General features: G+C 69.0%; 23 protein-coding genes and 6 pseudogenes. 1 reads left to right on the top strand and 28 read right to left on the bottom strand.

Translation table 11 applies throughout. The features are described from left to right. Positions 1 to 28: 28 nt before the first annotated feature. From G5V59_RS31555 to G5V59_RS31545, 3 genes are read right to left on the bottom strand one after another with little or no spacing between them, the layout of a single operon-like run. Positions 29 to 448 carry a hypothetical protein gene (locus G5V59_RS31555; protein WP_278259091.1) on the bottom strand — a complete coding sequence of 140 codons (420 nt, stop codon included), beginning with the start codon at positions 446 to 448 and terminating at the stop codon, positions 29 to 31. 5 nt (positions 449 to 453) lie between these two features. After that, entirely contained in the window at positions 454 to 1,248 is a 795-nt protein-coding gene (locus tag G5V59_RS31550) for a HAMP domain-containing sensor histidine kinase (protein WP_278259090.1), read from the bottom strand. Positions 1,249 to 1,254: 6 nt separating this feature from the next. Beyond that, entirely contained in the window at positions 1,255 to 1,425 is a 171-nt protein-coding gene (locus tag G5V59_RS31545) for a HAMP domain-containing protein (RefSeq protein WP_278260179.1), read from the bottom strand. A gap of 262 nt (positions 1,426 to 1,687) precedes the next feature. Here G5V59_RS31545 and G5V59_RS31540 point away from each other — a divergent pair, with 262 nt between their 5' ends. Beyond that, positions 1,688 to 2,146, top strand: a complete 459-nt coding sequence (locus G5V59_RS31540) for a hypothetical protein (RefSeq protein ID WP_278259089.1) — start codon at positions 1,688 to 1,690, stop codon at positions 2,144 to 2,146. Here G5V59_RS31540 and mtrA read toward each other — a convergent pair. From mtrA to G5V59_RS31415, 25 genes and pseudogenes are all read right to left on the bottom strand, one after another. After that, positions 2,125 to 2,832: pseudogene (mtrA, locus tag G5V59_RS31535) on the bottom strand (MtrAB system response regulator MtrA). The gene G5V59_RS31540 and the pseudogene mtrA sit on opposite strands and share 22 nt — an antisense overlap. Before the next feature lie 129 nt (positions 2,833 to 2,961). Continuing rightward, a pseudogene (gene ahcY, locus G5V59_RS31530) lies at positions 2,962 to 4,403 on the bottom strand (adenosylhomocysteinase). A gap of 989 nt (positions 4,404 to 5,392) precedes the next feature. Further along, positions 5,393 to 5,929, bottom strand: coding sequence for a hypothetical protein (locus G5V59_RS31525; RefSeq protein ID WP_278259088.1), 537 nt, complete (start codon positions 5,927 to 5,929; stop codon positions 5,393 to 5,395). 10 nt (positions 5,930 to 5,939) lie between these two features. Continuing rightward, entirely contained in the window at positions 5,940 to 6,845 is a 906-nt protein-coding gene (locus G5V59_RS31520; RefSeq protein WP_278259087.1) for an RHS repeat-associated core domain-containing protein, read from the bottom strand. A gap of 609 nt (positions 6,846 to 7,454) precedes the next feature. Then, a complete protein-coding gene (locus G5V59_RS31515) occupies positions 7,455 to 8,261 on the bottom strand; it encodes an RHS repeat domain-containing protein (RefSeq protein WP_278259086.1) in 807 nt (268 codons plus the stop codon). Further along, positions 8,225 to 9,421 carry a hypothetical protein gene (locus tag G5V59_RS31510; protein WP_278259085.1) on the bottom strand — a complete coding sequence of 399 codons (1,197 nt, stop codon included), beginning with the start codon at positions 9,419 to 9,421 and terminating at the stop codon, positions 8,225 to 8,227. Before G5V59_RS31510 ends, G5V59_RS31515 begins: the two co-directional genes overlap by 37 nt. 380 nt (positions 9,422 to 9,801) lie before the next feature. Continuing rightward, complete coding sequence (locus G5V59_RS31505; protein ID WP_278259084.1) at positions 9,802 to 10,500, bottom strand: hypothetical protein; 699 nt, start codon at positions 10,498 to 10,500, stop codon at positions 9,802 to 9,804. A 10-nt stretch (positions 10,501 to 10,510) separates the two neighbouring features. Continuing rightward, positions 10,511 to 10,930: a hypothetical protein gene (locus tag G5V59_RS31500; protein WP_278259083.1), complete on the bottom strand. Its 420-nt coding sequence runs from the start codon at positions 10,928 to 10,930 to the stop codon at positions 10,511 to 10,513. 89 nt (positions 10,931 to 11,019) lie between these two features. Continuing rightward, complete coding sequence (locus tag G5V59_RS31495) at positions 11,020 to 11,598, bottom strand: hypothetical protein (RefSeq protein WP_278259082.1); 579 nt, start codon at positions 11,596 to 11,598, stop codon at positions 11,020 to 11,022. A gap of 180 nt (positions 11,599 to 11,778) precedes the next feature. Further along, positions 11,779 to 12,231, bottom strand: a complete 453-nt coding sequence (locus G5V59_RS31490; RefSeq protein WP_278259081.1) for a hypothetical protein — start codon at positions 12,229 to 12,231, stop codon at positions 11,779 to 11,781. A 267-nt stretch (positions 12,232 to 12,498) separates the two neighbouring features. Continuing rightward, entirely contained in the window at positions 12,499 to 13,920 is a 1,422-nt protein-coding gene (locus G5V59_RS31485; RefSeq protein ID WP_278259080.1) for a LamG-like jellyroll fold domain-containing protein, read from the bottom strand. 25 nt (positions 13,921 to 13,945) lie between these two features. Then, complete coding sequence (locus G5V59_RS31480) at positions 13,946 to 14,632, bottom strand: hypothetical protein (RefSeq protein ID WP_278259079.1); 687 nt, start codon at positions 14,630 to 14,632, stop codon at positions 13,946 to 13,948. Positions 14,633 to 15,453: 821 nt separating this feature from the next. Beyond that, a complete protein-coding gene (locus G5V59_RS31475) occupies positions 15,454 to 15,909 on the bottom strand; it encodes a DUF808 family protein (RefSeq protein WP_278259078.1) in 456 nt (151 codons plus the stop codon). Between the two features lie 94 nt (positions 15,910 to 16,003). Then, positions 16,004 to 16,144, bottom strand: a pseudogene (locus G5V59_RS31470) (DUF808 family protein); the annotation flags it as partial. A gap of 56 nt (positions 16,145 to 16,200) precedes the next feature. Then, positions 16,201 to 16,434, bottom strand: a complete 234-nt coding sequence (locus G5V59_RS31465; RefSeq protein WP_278259077.1) for a DUF808 family protein — start codon at positions 16,432 to 16,434, stop codon at positions 16,201 to 16,203. A gap of 10 nt (positions 16,435 to 16,444) precedes the next feature. Then, the gene (locus G5V59_RS31460) at positions 16,445 to 17,449 is read right to left on the bottom strand and encodes a hypothetical protein (protein WP_278259076.1); all 1,005 of its coding nucleotides are present in this window, start codon (positions 17,447 to 17,449) and stop codon (positions 16,445 to 16,447) included. 143 nt (positions 17,450 to 17,592) lie between these two features. After that, on the bottom strand, positions 17,593 to 18,015 hold the full coding sequence (locus tag G5V59_RS31455) for an SIS domain-containing protein (protein ID WP_278259075.1): 423 nt from the start codon (positions 18,013 to 18,015) through the stop codon (positions 17,593 to 17,595). Further along, on the bottom strand, positions 17,979 to 18,620 hold the full coding sequence (locus tag G5V59_RS31450) for a hypothetical protein (RefSeq protein WP_278259074.1): 642 nt from the start codon (positions 18,618 to 18,620) through the stop codon (positions 17,979 to 17,981). Before G5V59_RS31450 ends, G5V59_RS31455 begins: the two co-directional genes overlap by 37 nt. A gap of 25 nt (positions 18,621 to 18,645) precedes the next feature. Then, positions 18,646 to 18,717, bottom strand: a pseudogene (locus G5V59_RS38125) (Trm112 family protein); the annotation flags it as partial. A 115-nt stretch (positions 18,718 to 18,832) separates the two neighbouring features. After that, a complete protein-coding gene (locus G5V59_RS38120; RefSeq protein ID WP_341351074.1) occupies positions 18,833 to 19,018 on the bottom strand; it encodes a hypothetical protein in 186 nt (61 codons plus the stop codon). Positions 19,019 to 19,173: 155 nt separating this feature from the next. Next, positions 19,174 to 19,323: pseudogene (gene manB / locus G5V59_RS31435) on the bottom strand (phosphomannomutase/phosphoglucomutase); the annotation flags it as partial. Between the two features lie 23 nt (positions 19,324 to 19,346). After that, on the bottom strand, positions 19,347 to 19,736 hold the full coding sequence (locus G5V59_RS31430) for a hypothetical protein (protein ID WP_278260177.1): 390 nt from the start codon (positions 19,734 to 19,736) through the stop codon (positions 19,347 to 19,349). Positions 19,737 to 19,860: 124 nt separating this feature from the next. Then, positions 19,861 to 19,917: pseudogene (locus tag G5V59_RS31425) on the bottom strand (hypothetical protein); the annotation flags it as partial. Positions 19,918 to 19,980: 63 nt separating this feature from the next. Beyond that, a complete protein-coding gene (locus tag G5V59_RS31420) occupies positions 19,981 to 20,220 on the bottom strand; it encodes a hypothetical protein (protein WP_278259072.1) in 240 nt (79 codons plus the stop codon). 19 nt (positions 20,221 to 20,239) lie between these two features. Further along, positions 20,240 to 20,608 carry a DUF3499 domain-containing protein gene (locus tag G5V59_RS31415; RefSeq protein ID WP_278260176.1) on the bottom strand — a complete coding sequence of 123 codons (369 nt, stop codon included), beginning with the start codon at positions 20,606 to 20,608 and terminating at the stop codon, positions 20,240 to 20,242. Between the last annotated feature and the right edge of the window lie 115 nt (positions 20,609 to 20,723).

The following is a 20,723-nucleotide window of genomic DNA, read 5'->3' as shown; positions in this document are numbered from 1 at the left end:
ACGATGCGGTACTCGCCCTTCTCGACCGTCAGCCGGAAGGCTCAGCCTGGAGGTCCGTGCCGGACAGCGCGCCGGTCCAGGCCCCCGCCTCGTCGAGCGCGTCCGCGGCGGTGAGCCGGACCTGGACCGCACCGCCGGACTCGCGGACCGGCTGCACGTCGGTGTACACGATGGTGCGCTGCTCGGGGTTCCAGCCGGCGGCCGCCTCCTCGGTGAGGTACTTCTTCGCCACGTTGATCTGCACCGGCCACGCGGTCATCGCGTCCAGGAAGCCGCCGACGATGTCCGAGCGCGAGGCCCCCTCCCCCGGCGGTCGCGCGTCGATGTCGCTGGCGCGGCGGGTGTCGGCGCCACCGATCACCGGGCTGTCCACGACCGGACCCTTGCTCGGCATCGACACGCAGCCGGCCAGCAGCAGCGCGACGACGGCGAGGACCGCCGGGAGCACTCGTCTCATCGTTCCCCCTCCGGAGCCGGTACGACGGCGCCCAGCGCCGCGTCCGAGGACACCGCGTCCTCGGGGATCAGCGGCAGCGGGCTGTGCCGCAGGCCGACCCCTGCGCGCCGCGGCAGGGTGAGCCGGAACTGCGCGCCCTGCCCGGAGCGCCCCCACGCCTGCAGCCAACCGCCGTGCAGGTGCGCGTCCTCCTGGGCGATCGCCAGCCCGAGGCCGGTGCCGCCGCTGACCCTGGCCCGGGCGGGGTCCGAGCGCCAGAACCGGTTGAACACCATCGCCGCCTCCCCCGGCGCGAGCCCGACGCCGTGGTCGCGCACGGTGATCGCGACCGCCTCCTCGTCGGAGGCGAGCCGGACCAGGACCGCCTCGGTGGGGTCGTCGGCCAGGGCGTGGTCGATCGCGTTGGTGACCAGGTTGCGCAGGATCCGCTCGACGCGGCGGGAGTCCACCTCCGCGCGTACGTCCTGCGCCGGGTGCTCCACCACCACCCGCACGCCGCGCTGGTCGGCCAGCGGCTGGGCGGCCGCGACGACCCGCTCGACGACCTCGCCGAGGTCCACGTCCTCGGGGGCGAGCACGGCGGCGCCCGCGTCGAAGCGGCTGATCTCGAGCAGGTCGACGAGCAGGTTCTCGAACCGGTCCAGGCTCGGCCTGCAGCAGGCTCGGCGGCCCGCGCGGTGGCGGGGTCGAAGTCCTCGCGCGCGTCGTGGAGCACGTACGACGCCATCCGCACCGTCGTCAGCGGGGTGCGTAGGCTCGTGGGAGACGTCGGAGACGAACCGCCGCTGCACCCAGGCTCAGGCTCCTCCAGGCTGGCGGATCTGGCGTTGCAGGCTGGTCGCCATCTGGTTGAAGGAGTACGCCAGGCGAGCGATGTCGTCCTCGCCGGTGACCTGCAGCCGCTCCTGCAGGCGCCCGGCCGCGAGCCGCTCGGCGACCCGGCGGGCGAGCCGGATCGGGGTGACCACCTGCCGGGTGACCAGCCAGGTCAGGCCCGCGACCAGCACGATGAGCAGCCCGGCGGCGGTGAGCAGGGCGTTGGTCACCAGGCCCAGGGTCTCCTGGTCCTCGGTCAGGGGGAAGAGGAAGTAGAGCGTGTAGGTCTTGCCGTCCGAGGGCAGCTTGCACCTGCGAGCCGACGATCAGCCCGGGGACCGATTCCTCCTCGCCGTCGCGCTTGGTGACGATGTCGGTGTAGGTCCAGGCGGCCGTGCGGTTGGCGCCGTCGAAGTGCGCCTCCAGGGACTCCGGGACGCTGACCAGGTCCAGGCCGCCGGTGTACTCGCCGCCGCCCTCGCGCAGCGGGATGTCCTCGCCCTCGGGGCCTGCCAGCACCACGCTGTAGCCGCGGCTGTCGCCGCGCTCGATGATCGGGTCCACCAGGTCGCGCTGCTGGCGGCTGACGTTGACCTCACGGCCCGACGCGGCCTCCAGGCGGTCGGTCGCGTCCGACACCTCGGCGTCCACCTCGCCGAGGACCACGTCCACCCGGTGGTCGAGCAGGCCCTGCCGGGTCTGCTGCAGCAGGATCCAGCCGACGGCACTGACCACCACCGCGGACAGCACCACGGTGCTGACCACCACGCGCGCCTGGATCGACCGGCGCCAGAAGGTCAGCGCTCGTCGTACCGCGGGGGCGACGCGGGTCCACAGGCTCGCGCAGCACGCTACGCCGAGCCGGCCTTGTAGCCGACCCCCGGACGGTCAGCACGATCTCGGGGTGCTCGGGGTCGTGCTCCACCTTGGAGCGCAGCCGCTGCACGTGCACGTTGACCAGGCGCGTGTCCGCCGCGTGGTGGTAGCCCCAGACCTCCTCCAGCAGCACCTGCCGGCTCAGCACCTGGCCGGGCCGGCGCGCCAGGCACAGCAGCAGGTCGAACTCCAGCGGCGTCAGCGAGATCTCCTGGCCGTCGCGGGACACTGAGTGCCCGGCCACGTCGATCTGGAGGTCGCGGATCGCGAGGGTCTCCGGCGGGACCGGCTCGGTGCGTCGTACCCGCGCCCGGATGCGGGCCACCAGGCTCCTTGGGCTTGAACGGCTTGACGACGTAGTCGTCGGCGCCCGACTCCAGACCCACCACCACGTCGACGGTGTCGCCCTTGGCGGTGAGCATGACGATCGGTACGCCGGACTCGGCCCGGATCTCCTTGCACACGTCGATGCCGTCCTTGCCCGGCAGCATCAGGTCGAGCAGGACGAGGTCGGGCCGGTAGTCGCGGAACTCCGCGAGCGCACTGTCGCCGCGCGGGCAGACCCGGCTCTCGAAGCCCTCCTGGCCCAGCACGATGCTCAGCATCTCCGCCAGCGGGGCGTCGTCGTCGACGACGAGCACGCGCCCCCGGGTGGGGTACGGCGCGCCGGCGACGGATGTCATGTCCACCATCTTAGGGGCGCAGACGACGCAGCCCCCGCACCCGAGTGGGTGCGAGGGCTGCGGGAGCGCGGCAGCGTGGCGCCGCCGTGGAGGCGGCGACCAGCGGCGACACGCTCGCGCCGAACAGACTCAGTAGCGGTAGTGGTCCGACTTGTAGGGGCCCTCGACGGGGACGCCCAGGTAGTCGGCCTGCGCCTGGTTGAGACTCGGTCAGGCTCCACGCCGATGGCGTCGAGGTGCAGGCGGGCAACCTCCTCGTCCAGGTGCTTCGGGAGCACGTAGACGCCGATCGGGTACTCCTCGAGCTTGGTGAAGATCTCGATCTGCGCGAGCACCTGGTTGGTGAAGGAGTTCGACATGACGAACGACGGGTGACCGGTCGCGTTGCCGAGGTTGAGCAGGCGGCCTTCGGACAGCACGATGATCTTCTTGCCGTCGGGGAAGATCCACTGGTGGACCTGGGGCTTGATCTCGTCCTTGACGATGCCCGGGATCTTCGCGAGACCGGCCATGTCGATCTCGTTGTCGAAGTGACCGATGTTGCCCACGATGGCCTGGTTCTTCATCCGCTCGAAGTGCTCGACGCGGATGATGTCGAAGTTGCCCGTGGTGGTGATGAAGATGTCGGCGAAGTCGACGACCGACTCCAGGCGCTTGACCTCGTAGCCGTCCATCGCCGCCTGCAGCGCGCAGATCGGGTCGATCTCGGTGATGATGACGCGGGCGCCCTGGCCTCGCAGCGACTCCGCGGAGCCCTTGCCCACGTCGCCGTAGCCGCAGACGACCGCGGTCTTGCCGGCGATCATCACGTCGGTGCCGCGGTTGATGCCGTCGATGAGCGAGTGGCGGCAGCCGTACTTGTTGTCGAACTTCGACTTGGTCACCGAGTCGTTGACGTTGATCGCCGGGAACAGCAGCGAGCCGTCCTTGAACCGGTCGTAGAGGCGGAGCACGCCGGTGGTGGTCTCCTCGGTGACGCCCTTGATGCCGGCACCGATGTTGGTCCAGTACGTCGGGTCGTTGTCGAGCGAGCGCGCGAGGACCCGGAGGACCTCCTTGTACTCCTCGTTGTCGGTGGAGTCCTGGCCCGGGACGGCGCCGGCCTTCTCGAACTCGGTGCCCTTGTGGACGAGCAGCGTGATGTCGCCGCCGTCGTCGAGGATCATGTTCGGGCCGATGGCGTTGCCCTCGGCGTCCTTGAACTGGAAGACCTTCTCGGCCTCGTCCCAGTACTCCGCCAGGGTCTCGCCCTTCCAGGCGAAGACGGGCGTGCCCTGCGGGTCCTCGACGGTGCCCTTGCCGACGACGACCGCGGCGGCGGCGTGGTCCTGGGTCGAGAAGATGTTGCAGGTGGCCCAGCGGACGTCGGCGCCGAGCGCGGTCAGCGTCTCGATCAGCACGCCGGTCTGGATCGTCATGTGCAGCGAGCCGGCGATGCGGGCGCCCTTGAGGGGCTGCGACGCGGCGTACCGACGACGCATCTCCATCAGGCCCGGCATCTCGTGCTCGGCGAGGGTGAGCTCCTTGCGACCGAACTCGGCCAGGCTCAGGTCAGCAACCTTGTAGTCCATGAAAGTGATCCTCGAGTTTCGAGTGTCGTCCGTCCTGCGGCGCATCTGCGCATCGTTGGGATCTCCCGCGCATGACATCGAACACCTTACAAGCGGGGTCCGACGCGCGGGCAATCACGGCGAAAGCCGCCACTTTCGCTCCACAGGCCCTGTTCCGGCGGCAGTTCTCCACAGCCTCGGACCTCGCGCCGGGCCGATCTCGGACTTCGGTGCTGGACTGCCGCCATGGCCTAGGATCCTTCTCAGCAGGACGTCCCACCGTCGGTACCCCTCATGACGACGAGTGTGTTTCGAGCCGCTGTGACCCGCCACCTCGCCGGCGGTAGTTCCTCAGGTCGATCACACCGCGACTTACCTTGAACACCTCAGGGCCTCAGAGATCGGCGGCGACACCGGCCAGACCAGCCGTTACGAGTGCGGTCCCATCACGCCCGGCGTCGACGTCACCGTCCGGCTCACGTTGAGGCTTCGACGCCATCACGGGGGCTTACTCAGGCTGCGAGCATCTCGCCACCCACTCCAAGGCTCAGCAAGGTAGACCTCGCCCTCGTCATGAGCCCTGATCGACGCCCTCGTCACCAAAGCGACATCACGGTCCTCGCCGACGCCGGCGGCTAGTTAGTCAGCGAACGAGTGCCACCACGACTCGTCCCGGCTGGCCGACTCGAATGCGTCGATTGACGCCATCACGTGGGAAACGAAGGGCTCCGGCAGCCGGACTGCGTGGTTGCGGACGTAATGCTCCAAGCCCTCGGGCCAGACATAGACGCCATCGCTCAACTCAAGGTTCCCGTTCGTCTCCAGATCGCAGAGCCTGCACGGCGAATAACCCATGCACGCTCGGACAACGAAGCCGCGGCCGAGGTACTCGGCGACCGAATCTCGCTCGTCGACATCCCAAAAGGGGTCGACGAACGCGGCGGGCGATGGCCAGCGGTCGTCATCCGGCCGCCCAGCGCCCGCCTCTCTACGCCAGTATCCAATAAGCGTCAGTTCGGGTCGAACCATCGCCACTGACCTCCGTACATGTCCAGCGTCTTTCCGCTCCCACTCGCGCCAATGTCAGTCGTCGGGGCCATCACCCGCACCCTGAGCCTATTCGACAAATCCTGAGCAAATGTTCCACTTGGACAACCAGTCTGACACGACAGCAGGCGGATGTTCTGCCCACCCGAACTCGACGCAATCTTGGCCGCCAACTCTTCAGCCGACATCCCGGAAAGGCCGTCGGGTGACCCATGGCCGATGACGTCGTAGTAACCCGCCTCCGGATTGCGCTTAGAGAACCTAAGCATTCTCGTCGTCGCCGCATCCGTCGATCCGAACTTCGCGAATCCACCCATCCTCGGTGCGCGGTTTGCGGCATTTGCTGGCGAGGGGTGGAGTCGCGCGAGCCATCGAACGAGGAGGGGGAGGCTTCGGTCTATTGTGGCGGCGGCCCCCCCGGGGATCGGAATCCCGAGAATGTATCCGCTCTTGTAGGACGCCGACGACTGGTCGGCGCTGACGCCGGCGTCTTGGAGCACGTCGCTCGGCTTATCGACGGGCTGATCCAAACATCCCTGCATGCGACCGGGTTGGGCCGCGTAGGCATAGCAGGGAAGGCTTATGAACCGCCTCCATGATGTCTGAACCGGTGTCGACCGTGCCGTGAAGCGCGCCGACCCCGAAGTTCTTCAAACCTGACCCAACGGCCTTGAGACCATTGATGACGGGGTTATCGCCGCCCTTTGACTTCGATGACCCTCGGCTGGACGTGTCCATGTCGGGGGGCACATCGGGGTATTGCGGCTGTTTTCCGTCGTGCTGGTAGATACCGTGAACGTCGTAGTGGCCAATGCACGGCTCGCCGCCGCAGATGGGGCCAGCGCCGGAGGGGTCGGAGTAAGTGGTGGGGTTATTGTTACCGTAGCTGTAGCCCAGCATCTGTGCTGGGAAGTCGGTCATCAGCAGTGGGTCGACAGAGATGAATCGCCCAATGAGAGGGTCGTAGTCGCGGGCTCCGATGCCAGTGAGGCCGGTGTCCTTGTCGGCGGGCTTGCCGAGGAAGCCGCGCTCGTTTGGCCACGCCGCGGGGGCTAGGCCGCGGTCCTCGCCGTAGGGCATCTGGCGCCGGTAGACCGGCGCCAGCGTGGTGGCGTCGAGGGCGATCTGTGCGGTTCCCTGGCCATCGGCGACCTGGAAGGTGATGTCCGCAGGATCGTCGCCGTGACGTACGGCGAGGATGCCGAGTCCGGTGTCGTAGTTCCTCTTCGCACTGGTTGCGCTGGCCGCCTTGTCGTAGGTGACCTCGGTGTCGCCGGCGTAGAGAACCTTCTGCTTGTCGTTCTCCTTCAGCAGCAGGCTGCCGTCGACGTCGTAGGTGTAAGTGGTGTCGCCGCTGGTGTCGGTGAGACTTGGTGAGGTTGCCCTCGGCGTCCCACTGCAGTGCCTGGTCCGCACCGGTCGGGCCGGGGCGAGCGGTGGTGTTGCCGGCGTCGTCGGGCTGGTACGCCAGCATCGAGGTCGACCCGCCTGCGGTGCGGGCGATGCTGGTGGCGAAGTTGGGGTGGGCCGCGCCCGTGACCGGGTAGGTGTAGGTATCGGTGGTCTCGCCCGCCGGGGTGGTGGTGGTCTGGGTGCTGCGAAGGCCGGTGGCGGTGAAGGCCCAGGCTTGGCGGTACGGCGCCGGGCCGCCCAGCGTTGCCGAGGCCGGTGCCGTGGCGCAGTTGGCGTCGCCCGGGGTCCAAGCGTCGCTGAGACGACGATGGTCGTCGTAACGGAAGCACTGCGTGTCGCCAGTCGCGGTGTCGGAAACCTTGGTCGGGTTGCCAGCAGGGTCGTAGGCTGTAGTGCGGGTCGGCGATGACGGTGTCGGACAGGTTGCTGGTGACGAGCGCACGGGTCAGGCGGTTGGTGCCCTCGTCGTACTCACGCGTCGAGAACAGACTGGTAGACTCGACCCTCGTCCGGCGGTGACCTGCAGGGGCTGGCGCAAGCTGGTTGTAGACAACATTTTGGATGATCCCAACCTGGCCAACGACCTGCTTCAGGAGGCCCAGCGGGGTGTACTCATAGCCGACGGGCTCGGTGCTCAGGATCGTCTTGCCGCTTACCGAAACGCGCGGGAGGTAGTTCGCGGCGGCGGTCTTGTCGACGTTCCAGACTTGCGTGCGCGACAGGCTCGTCGGAAGCCCTTGAAACCGCGTCGAGCCCGCTGCGGCGGTGAGGGCCAGCCTGGAGTCGGTCGGCTGGTAGCCCTCCGTGTAGGAGGACACCCTGGTCTCGATCTTGTCGCCCGCCAGGCCGCCGAGGTAGCGGGTCTGCGTGTAGGGAAGGCCCTTGGCGATGGTGTCGTAGGTCCAGGTCTTGAGCAGGCTTGGTGTCGTCGACGGATCCGCCCTCGTAGAGGGCTGTGGTCCGGTCGAGGTTGTCGTAGATCGTCAGGAGGGTCTTGTCGCGCGCGTCGGTCGTGGTGGCGACCGCGTCGGACTCGGTGTAGGTGGTCGTGCTGGTGCCGGAGTCAGGGTCATGGGCCTCGGTCTTGCGGCCCCGGAGGTCGTAGTCGTAAGTCCAGGTACCGCCGGGTGAGGTGACTTCGCGGAGATTGTCGCGGAGGTCGTACTGGTACGTACTGATCAGGTCGGGGGTGCCATGCTCGACCGACTTCACCTTCCGGCCACGGATGTCGGTCGTGGTCGTGACTGACGGCGCCCCGTCAGGCGGCGTCAGCGTGGTGATGTCCGAGCCGTCATAGGTCGTGGTGGTGGACCACCGCGGGGCGTTGTAGGTGAACAGCGTGCTCTTGGTGGTGCGCCCCATGCCGTCGATGTTGTTCTTCGTCAGCGCGGGGACGGCGCCCTCGGAGAACTGAGCCAACGTGCCGGACGGTGCTCCGGTGGCGTAAACGTCGGCGAAGGTCTGGTACGCCTGGCCGCGGGAGTCGTAGTTGGTGCCGGCAAGGATCCGTTCGCCGCTCGGCGTCGGCACCTGGGTCTGACGAGGCCGCAGCAGGGGAGTCGTAGATCGCGACGGAGTCGATGTAGCCCGAACCGTCGCGGTTCAACGTGCTGGTGCGCACCGATGCTGATGTCTTCGACAGTGTGTAGGCGTACTTGATGTTCGGCGTGGCCGTCCGCGCACGGTTGGTGTCCCACACCGAGACGACGCGGCCGAGAGCGTCGTACGCGGCCTCGGTCGGCCTGTTGTTGGGATCGACGATCTTGGTGGGGACGCCCCACTCGGGAAGCATCGTGGTCGTGGTGACGAAGTTCTTGCCGCCGGCGTCCTGCGTGCTGGTCGTGCTCGCGAGCGTGCCGTCCGTCGACATCGTGTACGCCGTGGTGTCGGTGGAGGTGGAGGTCGAGTCTCTGGGCGCTGGGGCTCGTGGTCGAGGTGGTCCGGCCGTAGGCGTCGTAGGCCGTCGTCATCACCTGCTGGTACACGGGGGCGCCGCCGGAGTAGGCCTTAAGCCGATCGGTCGCGGTGACCAGGCCCCGCGTCGGCGCGACGCCTTGGGCCAGGTTGTCGTAGCGCGTACGGGAATCGGCGAGAACGTCCGACTCCGAAGGAGTCAGCGCGTCGGTGCCGCAGATCCCGCGGCTGCTGACTACACGTGATGGGTAGCCGACGAACCAGGCGCCGGTCGCGGTCTGGGTGTCGGCGTAGTCGGTGGCGGTGCAGGTCTCGTCGCCCGAGACGGCGGTGTCGCCGGAGTCGGAGACACGGGTGACCTGGCCGGTGTTGTCGTCGTAGTCCTGGTCGACGGTCCGCCGGCGCCACTGGCCGTTGGCCAGGATCGAGCGGGACCGCGTCTCGGCGGTGCCGACGAAGGACGCCGCCTTGAGACCACTGCCGGCCGTGACCACCGACCACGGCGTGTAGATCGCACCGGAGAACGGTGTCCCGCCGGCCTTGTCGTAGGTGATGGACTCCCGCGCCCGGCCCGCGTAGGCGCGCTTGTCGGCGATGACGCTGCCGTCGGATGCCTCGACGGTGACCGACCGGGGGGTGCCGGAGGACTGCTTGTCGCCGTCCATGCCACGAAAGTAGGTCGTGGTGGTCTGCGAGCGCTCGCCCCCGTCGCTTGGGTTGCCGATGGTCTGGGTGACCTGGCCGAACCCGCGCCACTGTGACCAGGTGCGGTAGTCGTCCGCGACCAGACTTATTGTCGTCGTAGGCCCACGCGGCACCCCCGCCGTAGGTGTAGTAGGTCTGCACGGCATTGGCGAGGCCGGTGGTGTCGGCCTCGGAAACACTTGTGACGACATACTTGTTGAACCAATCGGTGCGCGGGCTGGTGCTCCCGTCCGGGGTCCACTTCTGCGGGAAGCACCGCTGCGTGTTGCTGTCCGGGGTCGGCAGATTGCTCGCCGAGCACTGCTGATCGCTGTAGTTGACCGTGGTCACCCCACCCGACTCACTCGTGATGGTCCGCAACCGGAAGCGCGGCAGCGACGAGACCCCATCGGACGTGGTGTTGACGCGGTTGGTGAGCCTGGATGCCGTCGAAGGTGATCGGCGGCTCCGTCACGGTGCCGCCGACGAGCCCGGAGTGGGTGATCGACTTCAGCCACAGTGACCCGTCGGAGACATCGCCGGAGTTGAGGAACTCGTGGGCGAAGGTCCAGGAGTCGACGTTGGCGTACGCGCCGGCCTTGCGGATCTTCGTGGTGATGTTGCTCAGCCGGTAGCGGGTGAAGAACGTCGGCGCGAACTTCCCCGTGCAGGTGGCCGTGCTGGCACAGATCTGGTCGTACGGCGTGTCCGGCCACTTGGCCTTGGAGTAGGTGTCACAACCGGTGGCCGCCAGACAGCGCACCGCACCCATGAAGGCGACCTGGAACGGCGCCGCAGCCGTGGACCCGGCCCGCAGGCCGTAGTCGATGCGCGTCAAACGGCCACCGCGGATGTACTCCGTGCCCGGCGAGGCGACCTGGTTCTTGGCGTAGTAGTTGTTCTCGCTCGTGTACCAGTACGACATGGCGTTGCCGCTCGGGTCCACGACGTAGTCGAGGTTCCACCGCCACGCCTGCTTGCAGAACCGGGTCGCATACGTCGTACCTGCGCTGTAGCACGGCTCGCCGGAGTCGTTGCCGTTGACCGGCACCCACCACACCGACTGCGGATCACCCGTCTGGTCCGGGATCGCGGTCCGGCCGAAGTAATACCTCGTGCCGTCGGAGGTGGTGACCTCCCAGTACTCCTTGTCGTTGTCCTGGTTGCCCGCCGCCGTGCTGGTCAGGCGGCGTACCCGCGACCCGTCGTCGGTGCTCAGCCGCCAGGTGCCGTCGGCGCGCTTGATGAGACTCCGCACTCGAACCGTTGAGGACCAGGTGGGCGTTGTCGGTCTTCCAGCACAGGTCGTACTTGCCCGCGACACCGTCGTCCTTGCACGTGGCGTAGCCGCGCTCGATGTAGGCGTCACCGGCGTCCCAGCCCTCGCCGAGATGGGAGGACTGGTTGTTGCTCGCAGCCGTACGGCCGTCGACCGACTGCGAGGAGTAGGACAGGTCGACCGACGGTGCCGGACCGTTGTTCCCCGGCACGACACCGATCGGGTACGACCACCCGAAACCACCCGACGACCCGCCGCCGGTCCACGACGAGTCTCGCCGCCATCGGCGTCGCGCTGAAGTCACCCGTTCCCGACGACGACGCGGCGACAGCGGCCAGCGCCACCACCGTGCTCGTGCTGCGCAGGCTGGGTGGCCGAGGCCGTACCGGTCACGGTCTGCGTCGCCGGGTCCACCTTAGACGCGATCGGCGTCGCCACCTGGCAGGCGGCCAACTTGGGCGTGGTCAGCAAACAACCTGGGTAGGCGAACATCCGCAGCCGGCTGGGCCAGTTCGCGCCGTAGGCATGCCCGAAACCGCTGTAGTCCACCGAGATCCGCTGAGGGGACGTGCCGGACGGCCCAGCCGCCATCGAGGCGATCTCGACCAGCACACCGCGCACGCCGGTGCGGTCTGTCGACGCGCGGTCCAGCACACGGACCCGGCGCGCACTCGACGACGACGCCGTCACGGCGACCGGCCCAAGGGACAGGGAACGCGGACCCGCGCCGCCGACGACCCCGTCAGCGGCGGCGGGCCAGCGCACAGCCTTGTCGGCGAGAGCCGACGCCCGCTGCGCAGCAGCGGCATGCTGAGCGGAGCGGCCCGGCAGCCTTCGCGGCGCAGCGTTCTTCACGTCCTTGGGCCGGTCGCGGTGCACCCTGGGCCGGTCGTTGTCGTCACGCGCTGCGGCCGGATTCGTCAGGAATTATGGTCCCCAGCATCGTCAGTGAGAGAGCGACCATCACGAGCACAGCCACGAATCGACGCATGAGGACTTCCCGAGGATTGTTGGTCATTGGTCCAGTCCCGACTTCCGTGGCGTCACGCTTTGGCGGCTTCAAGGCTTCGTCGCATCGTTATAGGCAGAGGCGAGGTTCCGGTCGGCAGCACCGGCGAAGGCATCGACGCGTTCGATCTCCCCGGCGAAGGGTGCAGCAACGCCGTTGAGCATGCCGCTCCCGACGAGCAGGTCACCCCGCGCAGCCCACGGCGTGGTGAACGCCGCTTGGTGCACAGCCCCGGTCGTCGGATCGGACTCCTGGGTGGATTCCGCTCCGTTGACGAACAACGCGATGCGATCGTTGCGACGGTCGTAGGTAGCCACCAACGTGGTCAACTCACCGACGAGCAGGTCCTCGACCGTGACCTTCGAACGAACCTCGAGCACCGTGGCGCCGCTCGCATCGCTGGTCGTCCGCTGGAAGACCCACCGGCCCTGGTTCTCCCCTGCCTGTTCCAGTGCGAGGGTCCACGACTCACGATTCACACCACGCTGCTGCACGATGACCATCGATTCGGCCTTGGACGGCCTGACATCTACCGCGATGGCGAAGGAGCCCGTCGAGTCCACCACCGGACGGTTGAGCTGACCTGCTGGTCCGCAGCGGCAGGGATCAACAACGCCCGGTTCCACTGGTCCGCGGCAAGCCCGAACCTCGGCGAAGGGAGCCCGCTCGTCGCAAGATCCGCACCGAAGCACGAATCCGCCGCTACCGCGGAGTCATCGGCATCATTCATCGACCACGACGCAGCCTGCGCGGTGATCGGGTGGAACTCCTCACCCGACGTCGGGTCGGCGAGGTTGCGGATCTCGTCTGCGCTGAGGATCGAGTCTGTAGAGGTTGACCTCGTCGATCATGCCCGTGCCGCAGGACGACGGGTTGCCGTCGACGCGACCACAGCCGATCCGCCAGCCGGTCCTGTTGAGCCACGCTGCCGTCGGGTACACCAGCGACTTGGCGAAGCGCCCGTTGATGTAGAGCGACAGCGTCTTCGAAGCCGGGTCGAAGGTCGCAGCGAGATGGGTCCAGACATGGAGAGGCTGCCGTTCCCCAGCCGACCTGCGAGACGGTCGTCGCCGCACGGCGCCCCGCAGTCCAAGCTTGTTCGTGGAGGGCTCGTACCCGAACTCGAACACGTTGCCCGTCGAGTCGGTCGCCGACAGCAGGGTCGTCGTCGTGCCCTGAGCCGGGGTGTCGAGACGGACCCAGGCACCGACCGTGAAAGCGGTCGTCGCCGACACACCGGTGCTAGCGGTCGTCTCCGCGGGCGCTCCCGCCCCACTGGTGAAGCGCAGTCCCTTTCCCACCCGGCCAAGATCAGATGCTGTCGCCGAACCCACGTCGAGCGGCGTGTCCTGCTCTCGCCCGGTGTCGGCACCCGGGTCATCTGAGTCGAAGGACCACTGAACATCCGGACTGCGCGGGTTGACCTTGAAGACGAAGGTCGTCTTGAGGCTCAGGTTGCCCGCACCGTCCGCGGACCACACGCTGAGAGTGTTCATGACTCCCGATGGCGTCACCGAGATCGTCCGTGCCGCTCCTCCTGAGGTCGCGACCGTGACAGCAGCACTGCCGTTCAGGCTCCACCGGTAGGACACCGCGTCGGTGGCGGGGGTACTGACCGCGAACGTCCCCGCTGTCCCGGACTCGCCCATCGCCGTGCAGACGTCCGGATCCTCGGCACTGGCGCACTCCTCGAACGCCGTGGTCGTGACCTTCGGTGGCGGTGGGGCGGTGATGTCGGCCTTGAAGTAGCACCAGGTCGGGCTGTAACCAGACTCCACGTAGTCCGTCACCCCGTCGTAGGTGTAGACCGACCACACCTTCGCTCGGAAGCGGATGACATGGCCGTTCGCGACCGTCCAGGTCAAGGTCGACGTCCCGCCGTTGGCGACATTGGTCGTTCCCGAAGTATCAGGGTAGGTCTTCGACGCCGAGGCGTCGGCGCGAGCGAACACGCCACGCAGCGAAGCCGACGCACCATCAGCGCTGCTGACCCGCACACCCAACGTCACTGTCGTCGACGGGATCAACGTCGGCGCCGAGACGCTCCCGCAGGGGTAGTAGGCGTTCGCGGTCTTCAACGTCACGCCGGTGGGTGTTGCGGGGTAGGCGACGTAGGTGACCTGGATGTTGGCCTCGTTGTCGTCGAACTGCTTCCACGCGATCTTGTCGCCCTCGTCCCGCGCACGGATCATGAACGTGCCGGTCGCAGCGTTCGCGTCAGCGAGAGCCGTTGCGCCCTGTTTGATGTCCCAGCCGACCATGTCCGTGCCGGAGCCGCAGCCGGCCGTGGAGCCTGCTCGAACTTTGCAGGGTGTAGCGCGCGGGTTGGTTGTTCCACGTCGTGCCCGTTCCGATCGAACCGGTCCGGTAGACGTCAGTCGGCCGTGCCTGGCAGGAAGCCTGGTGGATCTGACGCACGTTCATCTCCGCGCCCAAGATCTTCTTCCCACGGATGGCGGCGGTGTCGAACCGGAAGTACGACCGCACCACCTTGAACTGCTCGAAACCCTCATAGCCCGCACCAAGGGAGTGCTCGGTCTGCCAGAACGACTTGCTGGGGAAGTTGTTCCACACTGCGGTCCACCCGTTGCGGCCCCTGTTGAACGGCGGGTCGATCACCACCGGGAACACCACGTCGGGCGCGTCCAACAACTTCGCATCCGGAGTCAGAGTCAAGTCGCCGCCCGATACGGTGGCCCCGACGGCGGTGACACGATCCGCCACGTCCGGGCCGTCGTCGACCGCCGACAACGAGGTCTCTGCCGAGCTTCCTGTCGACGGATCGGCACTTGGGGCACCCGAGGAGTCCCACATCGTCGGCGTAGGGCTCCACAACTGCTGGCGGCCCGAGTCGTCGACGAACGAGAGTCCGCCGTGCTCGGACCGGGCCGTGAGGCCGTCCATCTCGACCGGGATGACCGAGCTTCCGCACTCGCGGGTCCTCGGCAGCCTCGCGCGACTTGACCACCCAGTTGAACGAGAACCCGGTAGCGCTAGCGGTTGTTACCAGGTCGAGGTCCGGCAGGACATCGGCATACACCGCCGTATCCTCATGCAGCGTCGGGGCCGGCAGCGCGAACGGCGCTTGCACCTCGTACGAACCGCTTTCCACGCTCATCCTCGCCAGCGTCGAGCCCGCATCTCCACCACCCGACAGCACGACATCGCCCACGGCGACCTTCGGCTCGAGCATCCCGTCAGCACGCTTGCGCAGACTGAGATCGACGTCCGCCCACGCGTCGCCCTGCTTGACCCGCGCCGTATCCGCGGAGATCGTGGCCTTGAACTGCCCCGAGGGCAGCGCCTCGACCTCGGAGGTCTCCGTCGTCCAGTCCTCCACGACGACCGCGTCACCCGTCCGCGCCGCCTCCGCCAACTCGGCCGAGCCGTCTGACGGCTCCGCCGTGGACGGGGCTGCGGTCAGGGCCGCCGCCACGACCGGTGCCGACTGAGGCGTGAGCACGAGAGCCGACGAGACCAAGGCCGCCAGCGCCCACCGCGTAGCCCATGCGGACGACCGAGTCCCCGAGAAACCCATCCCACTGCCCCTTGCGCGAACCGCAGTGAGTCTGCGGTTGAGTTCAGCAATGTCGATCAGACATCATCTGACACACCGAGAGGCATGCGGCCGAAACCTAACTTCCCGGAAACGCGGCCGTCAAGAGCGATATCGGAACCGGTACGGAGCCGTGGTGGCGACCCCGGGTGTCGGGTCGGACCGGCCCTCAGGTCGCAGTCTCGTCGGCGTCGTACCGCTCGATGGGGTCCTTGTCGCCGGTGAACGGCAGGAGCCGCACGACCAGCACGACCACCGAGCCGACGACCAGGCCGACGACCGCGGAGATGCCGGTGTTGGCCAGCCAGGCGAGCACGCTGCCGAGGAAGCCGTGGACGGCGTGCTTCACGTGGTGCTCCACGTCGTGCACCCAGCCGTACGGCGCGTGCCACCAGCCCGCCTCGTCGAGGTTGGCGAGCAGGATGTGGCCGCCGACCCAGAGCATGGCGACGGTGCCGACGACGGAGATGATCGCGAGCAGGCGGGGCATGGCGGCGACCGGGGCGCGGCCGACCTTCTGCGCGGCGGCGGAGTCGCGCTGGGCGAGCAGGAGGCCCGTGTCGTCCATCTTCACGATGAGCGCGACCACGCCGTAGACCGCGATGGTGATGACGATCGCGACCACGACGAGGATCGCGAGCCGGGCGAGGAAGGCTCTCGTCCTCGACGGAGGCGAGCGAGATCACCATGATCTCGGCGGAGAGGATGAGGTCGGTGCGGATCGCGCCGGCGATCATCGTCTTCTCGGCCTCGGGCCCGACCTCGGCGACCGGGGTCTCGTGGTGCTCGCCACGGGAGAAGAGGTGCCAGACCTTGTGCGCGCCCTCGTAGGCGAGGAAGGTGCCACCCGCCATCAGGATGATGGGCAGCAGGAAGTCCGCGAACTCGCTGAGCAGCAGGGCCGCGGGCAGGATGATCAGCGAACTTGTTGCGGATCGAGCCGATCGCGATCTGCTTGACGATCGGCAGACTCGCGCTCGGCGGCGACACCCTGGACGTACTGCGGGGTGACCGCGGTGTCGTCGATGACCACACCGGCGGCCTTGGTGGTCGCCTTGCCGGCGGCGGCGCCGACGTCGTCGATCGAGGCGGCGGCCATCTTCGCGATGGCAGCGACGTCGTCGAGGAGTCCGAAGAGGCCAGCGCTCATGGCCCGAAGGCTACCGGGCGGCCAGGCTCGGGCTGAGTCTGCGTGCTCCGCCTCCTCGCCCTCGCGTACGACGACCGCCAGGTCCACCGCGGCCCGGACCCGGCGCTCGGCGATGCCGAAGGGGTCGACCACGTGGTTCAGCAGCCGCTGCACCGGAGGCGCCGCCAGGCCCAGAGCCACGACGAGCGCGAAGGCCGTCGCGGCGAGCAGGCCGAGCCCGGGGTGAGCGTCGGCCCACTCCGGGAAGCCGGCGTACTGCAGGCCCTTCACGGCGAAGCCGTGGAACAGGTAGACGGTCATCGTGGCGGCGCCCATCGCGGCGAACCAGCCACCGACGCGCGGGGTGACGGCGAGCCAGGCGTAGGTGCCGGCGAGGCCGACCGCGAGGACCAGCAGCCGGGTCACGATGGCGGTCGAGTCCGTGACGTCCATCAGGCTCGTAGGGGCGCTGGTAGAGGTAGGAGGTGTCGGCCCAGCGATCGATGTTGACGGCGAGGACGGCGATCACGCCGAAGGTGACGACGCCGAGCAACGCCGGGAAGCGGCCGCGCAGCCACTCCAGGCCCTCGGGCGAGGTCTTGAGGCCGAGCACGAAGAACGGCAGGAAGCCGAGGATCCGGGGCAGGTCCATCCAGGCCATCCACTCACCGGTGAGGAATCCGCTCCCGACGGCGATGCCGACGGCGACCAGGAAGGCGCCCGGCAGCGGGCGGAACACCGGGGTCAGCAGGCGCCACACGACCAGCGCGAGGAGGTACCACATCGGGAAGTGCGGATCGAGCCACAGGTCCTGCAGCTGCTCGCCGCCGAACTGCAGGCGGAACCAGGCGAGCGCGCCCTCGAAGAGGACGTACGGCACGAGCAGGGTGCTGACCAGGCTGCCACATCTTGACCGGGCTGTAGCGCCAGCCTGCGCGAGAGGTAGCCCGACAGGAACACGAAGGCCGGCATGTGCCACAGGTAGACGAAGTCGTAGAGGTGTCCCGCGGTCGCGTCGGAGGGCAGCAGTGCCCACGTGTGTCCGAGGACCACGAGGACGATGAGTCCCATCTTCGCGTTGTCGAGCCAGGGGTCGCGGGAAACGGCCATCCCCCGTTGGTACCCCGCCAACCTGAGGAGAGACCCAGAATCCCCCGCGAACGCGGCGTGAGGAGCGTCTCAGTCGGCGACGAGGCCCAGGCGCAGGTACTCCGCGGCGTAGGTGCCGTGCAGCAGCAGCGAGGCGTAGCGGCCCACGTCCTCGGCCGCCTCGCTGGCGACGTGCTCGACGCGCACGTCGTGCCCGCGGGCCGCCTCCTCGAGGCGGAGCCGCTGGTGGTGCACGACGGGGTCGTCGGCACCGTCGTCCAGCAGCACCAGGACCGGGCGCCGCTCCCCCGCGTCGTCGGCGAAGGGGTCGGCGAACACGTTGCGCGGACGGGCCGCCTCGATGACGGGCAGCAGGTGCTCGGCGTCGCCGGCGAGCGCCGTCCGTCCGGAGGTACGACGGATCGACTCCGCCACCCTCCGGGCCGCCCGCGCGGCGAGCACCGAGCCGCCCCAGATCAGCGGGCTGGCGTCGGCCAGGGAGATGGCCAGCATCTTGGCCGGGTTGATCGAGATGTCGCGGTGCGGGGAGCAGGCGATGGCGACGGCGTCCAGCGCCTCCGCGACGGCGTCCGGCTCGGCGCTGGGGCCGAGCCTGGACCTGGTCGAGGAACGAGAGCATGGCGACCGCGGTGGCGAGTCTGGTCGCCGGTGCTGATCGGCAGCAGCGTGGTCCACCGGCCGGTGGCGTGCTCGGCGACGACGGACTCGCGCGGGGTGGCGACGACGAGCTGGCAACCGCGGCGGGCGGCCTCGGCGACCGCGAGCGCGGTGCCGGCGTCCCCACCCTCGGGGGCGAGCACCACGACCAGGTCGAGGCTGCCGGCCCAGCCGGGCAGGGCCGGTGAGGGCCACGCGACGAAGGGCACCGGGCAGAACGGCTCCAGCACCGCGCGCAGCAGCCGGGAGTCGGGGCCGGCGGCGATGACGGCGCGCGGGCGGCTCTCGCCGACGCGGGACACCGCCTCGGCGATCGCGGACGCGGCGGCATCGACCTCGCGTCGTACCCGTGCCCCGGACTCGGCCAGGGTGCGCAGCCGCAGGTCGGCCGACCCGAGGGCCGCCTCGTCGTCCAGACGTGACTCGTCGAACCAGACCATCGCGCGCTCCCTCGTCCCGCCCGGCTCAGGCGGGCTTGCGGGCTTCGTCGACGAGCAGCACCGGGATGCCGTCGCGCACGGGGTAGGCCAGGCCGCAGGCTGCCGCAGACCGAACTCGTCGCCCTCGCCGGCGGGGGTGAGCGTGAGACTCGCCACGGTCGTTCGGGCACACGATGATCGCCAGCAGGCTCCGGCGAGAAGCTCGGGGGCGCTCACTGCTCGCCCCGGATGGTGGCGAGGACCTCGTCGCGGACTCGGGCCATGGTGGGTTCGTCCTTCCCTTCGGCGTTGAGCCGCAGCAGCGGCTCGGTGTTGGAAGCGCGCACGTTGAACGCCCAGTCGGCGTGGCTGACGCTGAGCCCGTCGAGGCTTGTCGATGCTGACGCCCTCGCGCGCACCCCAGCCGGACTCGAGCGCAGCGAGCACGGCGTCCTGGTCGGCGACGGTGCTGTTGATCTCGCCGCTGAGCGGATAGCGCTCGTAGGCCGCCAGCAGGCTCCGAGAGCGGTACGTCGGCCTCGGCCAGCGCCGCCATCGCGTGCAGGGCCGCGAGCATCCCGGAGTCGGCGCGCCAGAAGTCGCGGAAGTAGAAGTGCCCGCTGTGCTCGCCGCCGAAGATCGCGTCGGTCTCGGCCATCCGGGCCTTGATGAAGGAGTGCCCCACCCGGGTGCGGACCGGGGTCCCGCCGAGCTCGGTGACGATCTCGGGGACAGCGCGGGAGGTGATCAGGTTGTAGATGATCGTGGAGCCCGGCTCCTTGGCGAGTCTCGCGGGCCGCGATGAGCGCGGTCAGCGTGGAGGGCGAGACCAGGCTCGCCCCGCTCGTCGACGAGGAAGCAGCGGTCGGCGTCGCCGTCGAAGGCCAGGCCGATGTCCGCCCCCTCGGCCAGGACTCGCTTCTGCAGGTCGACCAGGTTGGCGGGCTCGATCGGGTTGGCCTCGTGGTTCGGGAAGGTGCCGTCCAGACTCGAAGTACATCGGGACCATCTCGACCCGGTCGGCCAGCCGGTCGAAGACGGCGGGCGCGGTGTGCCCGGCCATCCCGTTGCCGGCGTCGACGACGACCTTGATCCTGCGGCCCTCGACCGGCGCGAGCGCCAGCAGGTGCGCGGCATAGGCCTGCAGCACGTCGTGGGAGGTGATCGAGCCGACCCGGCCGGCCGCGGCAGCGGGCGCACCGGAGGCGACCCGGTCGCGGATCTCGGCGAGACCGCTCTCCATGCCGACCGGCTGGGCGTGGGAGCGGCACATCTTGATGCCGTTGTACTGCGCGGGGTTGTGGCTCGCGGTGAACATCGCGCCGGGCAGGCCGAGGTGGCCGGAGGCGAAGTAGAGCCTGGTCGGTGGAGGCGAGACCGATCATCGTGACGTCCGCGCCCGCGCTGGTCGCGCCGTCGGCGAAGGCACCGGCGAGGGTCGGCGAGCCTGGGCCGCATGTCGTAGCCGATGACGAGGGACTCGACGCCGAGCACCTCGACGTACGCCGCGCCGGTGGCCCGGGCGAGGTCCTCGTCGAGTCTGTTCCCCGACGATGCCGCGGACGTCGTAGGCCTTGAAGACCTTGCTCAGGTTGTCCGGTGAGGTCGTGGCGCTGGCCATGACCGGGACACTAGTGCACTCAATCGGTCGTCAACATACGCAGGTGGCCCTTGCGGGCGACCTCGCGGCCGCTCTCGCGCTGCGGCTCGGGCGCCCGCGGCGGGACCGGGCGGGCGGCCTCGCGGACCGCGTCGGCGAGGGCGAGCAGGTCGTCACCGCTGGGCCCGGACTGCTGGGTGCCGAGCGCGAGCCGCACCACCTCCCAGCCCCGGGGCGCGGACAGCCGCTCGCTGTGCTGGTCGCACAGGTCGTAGGCGTGCGGCTCGGCGAAGGTGGCGAGCGGGCCCAGCACGGCCGTGGAGTCGGCGTACACGTAGGTCAAGGTGGCCACCGCGCGGCGGGAGCACGCCGTGCGCGAGCAGGTCCGCAGGCCGTGCGGTGCCGGAATCGCGCTCACGGCGCCGACGGTACCGGTCCGGGCGCCCGGACCTGGATAGGCTCGCTGATCATGACTGCAGACGACGGAGCCGCGGCGGCCCGCCCCCGGCGCGACCGGCGCGGGC

The organism is Nocardioides convexus (assembly GCF_011090295.1).
Note: the sequence above shows the minus strand (reverse complement) of the source record. Positions and strands in the feature narration are given on the sequence as shown.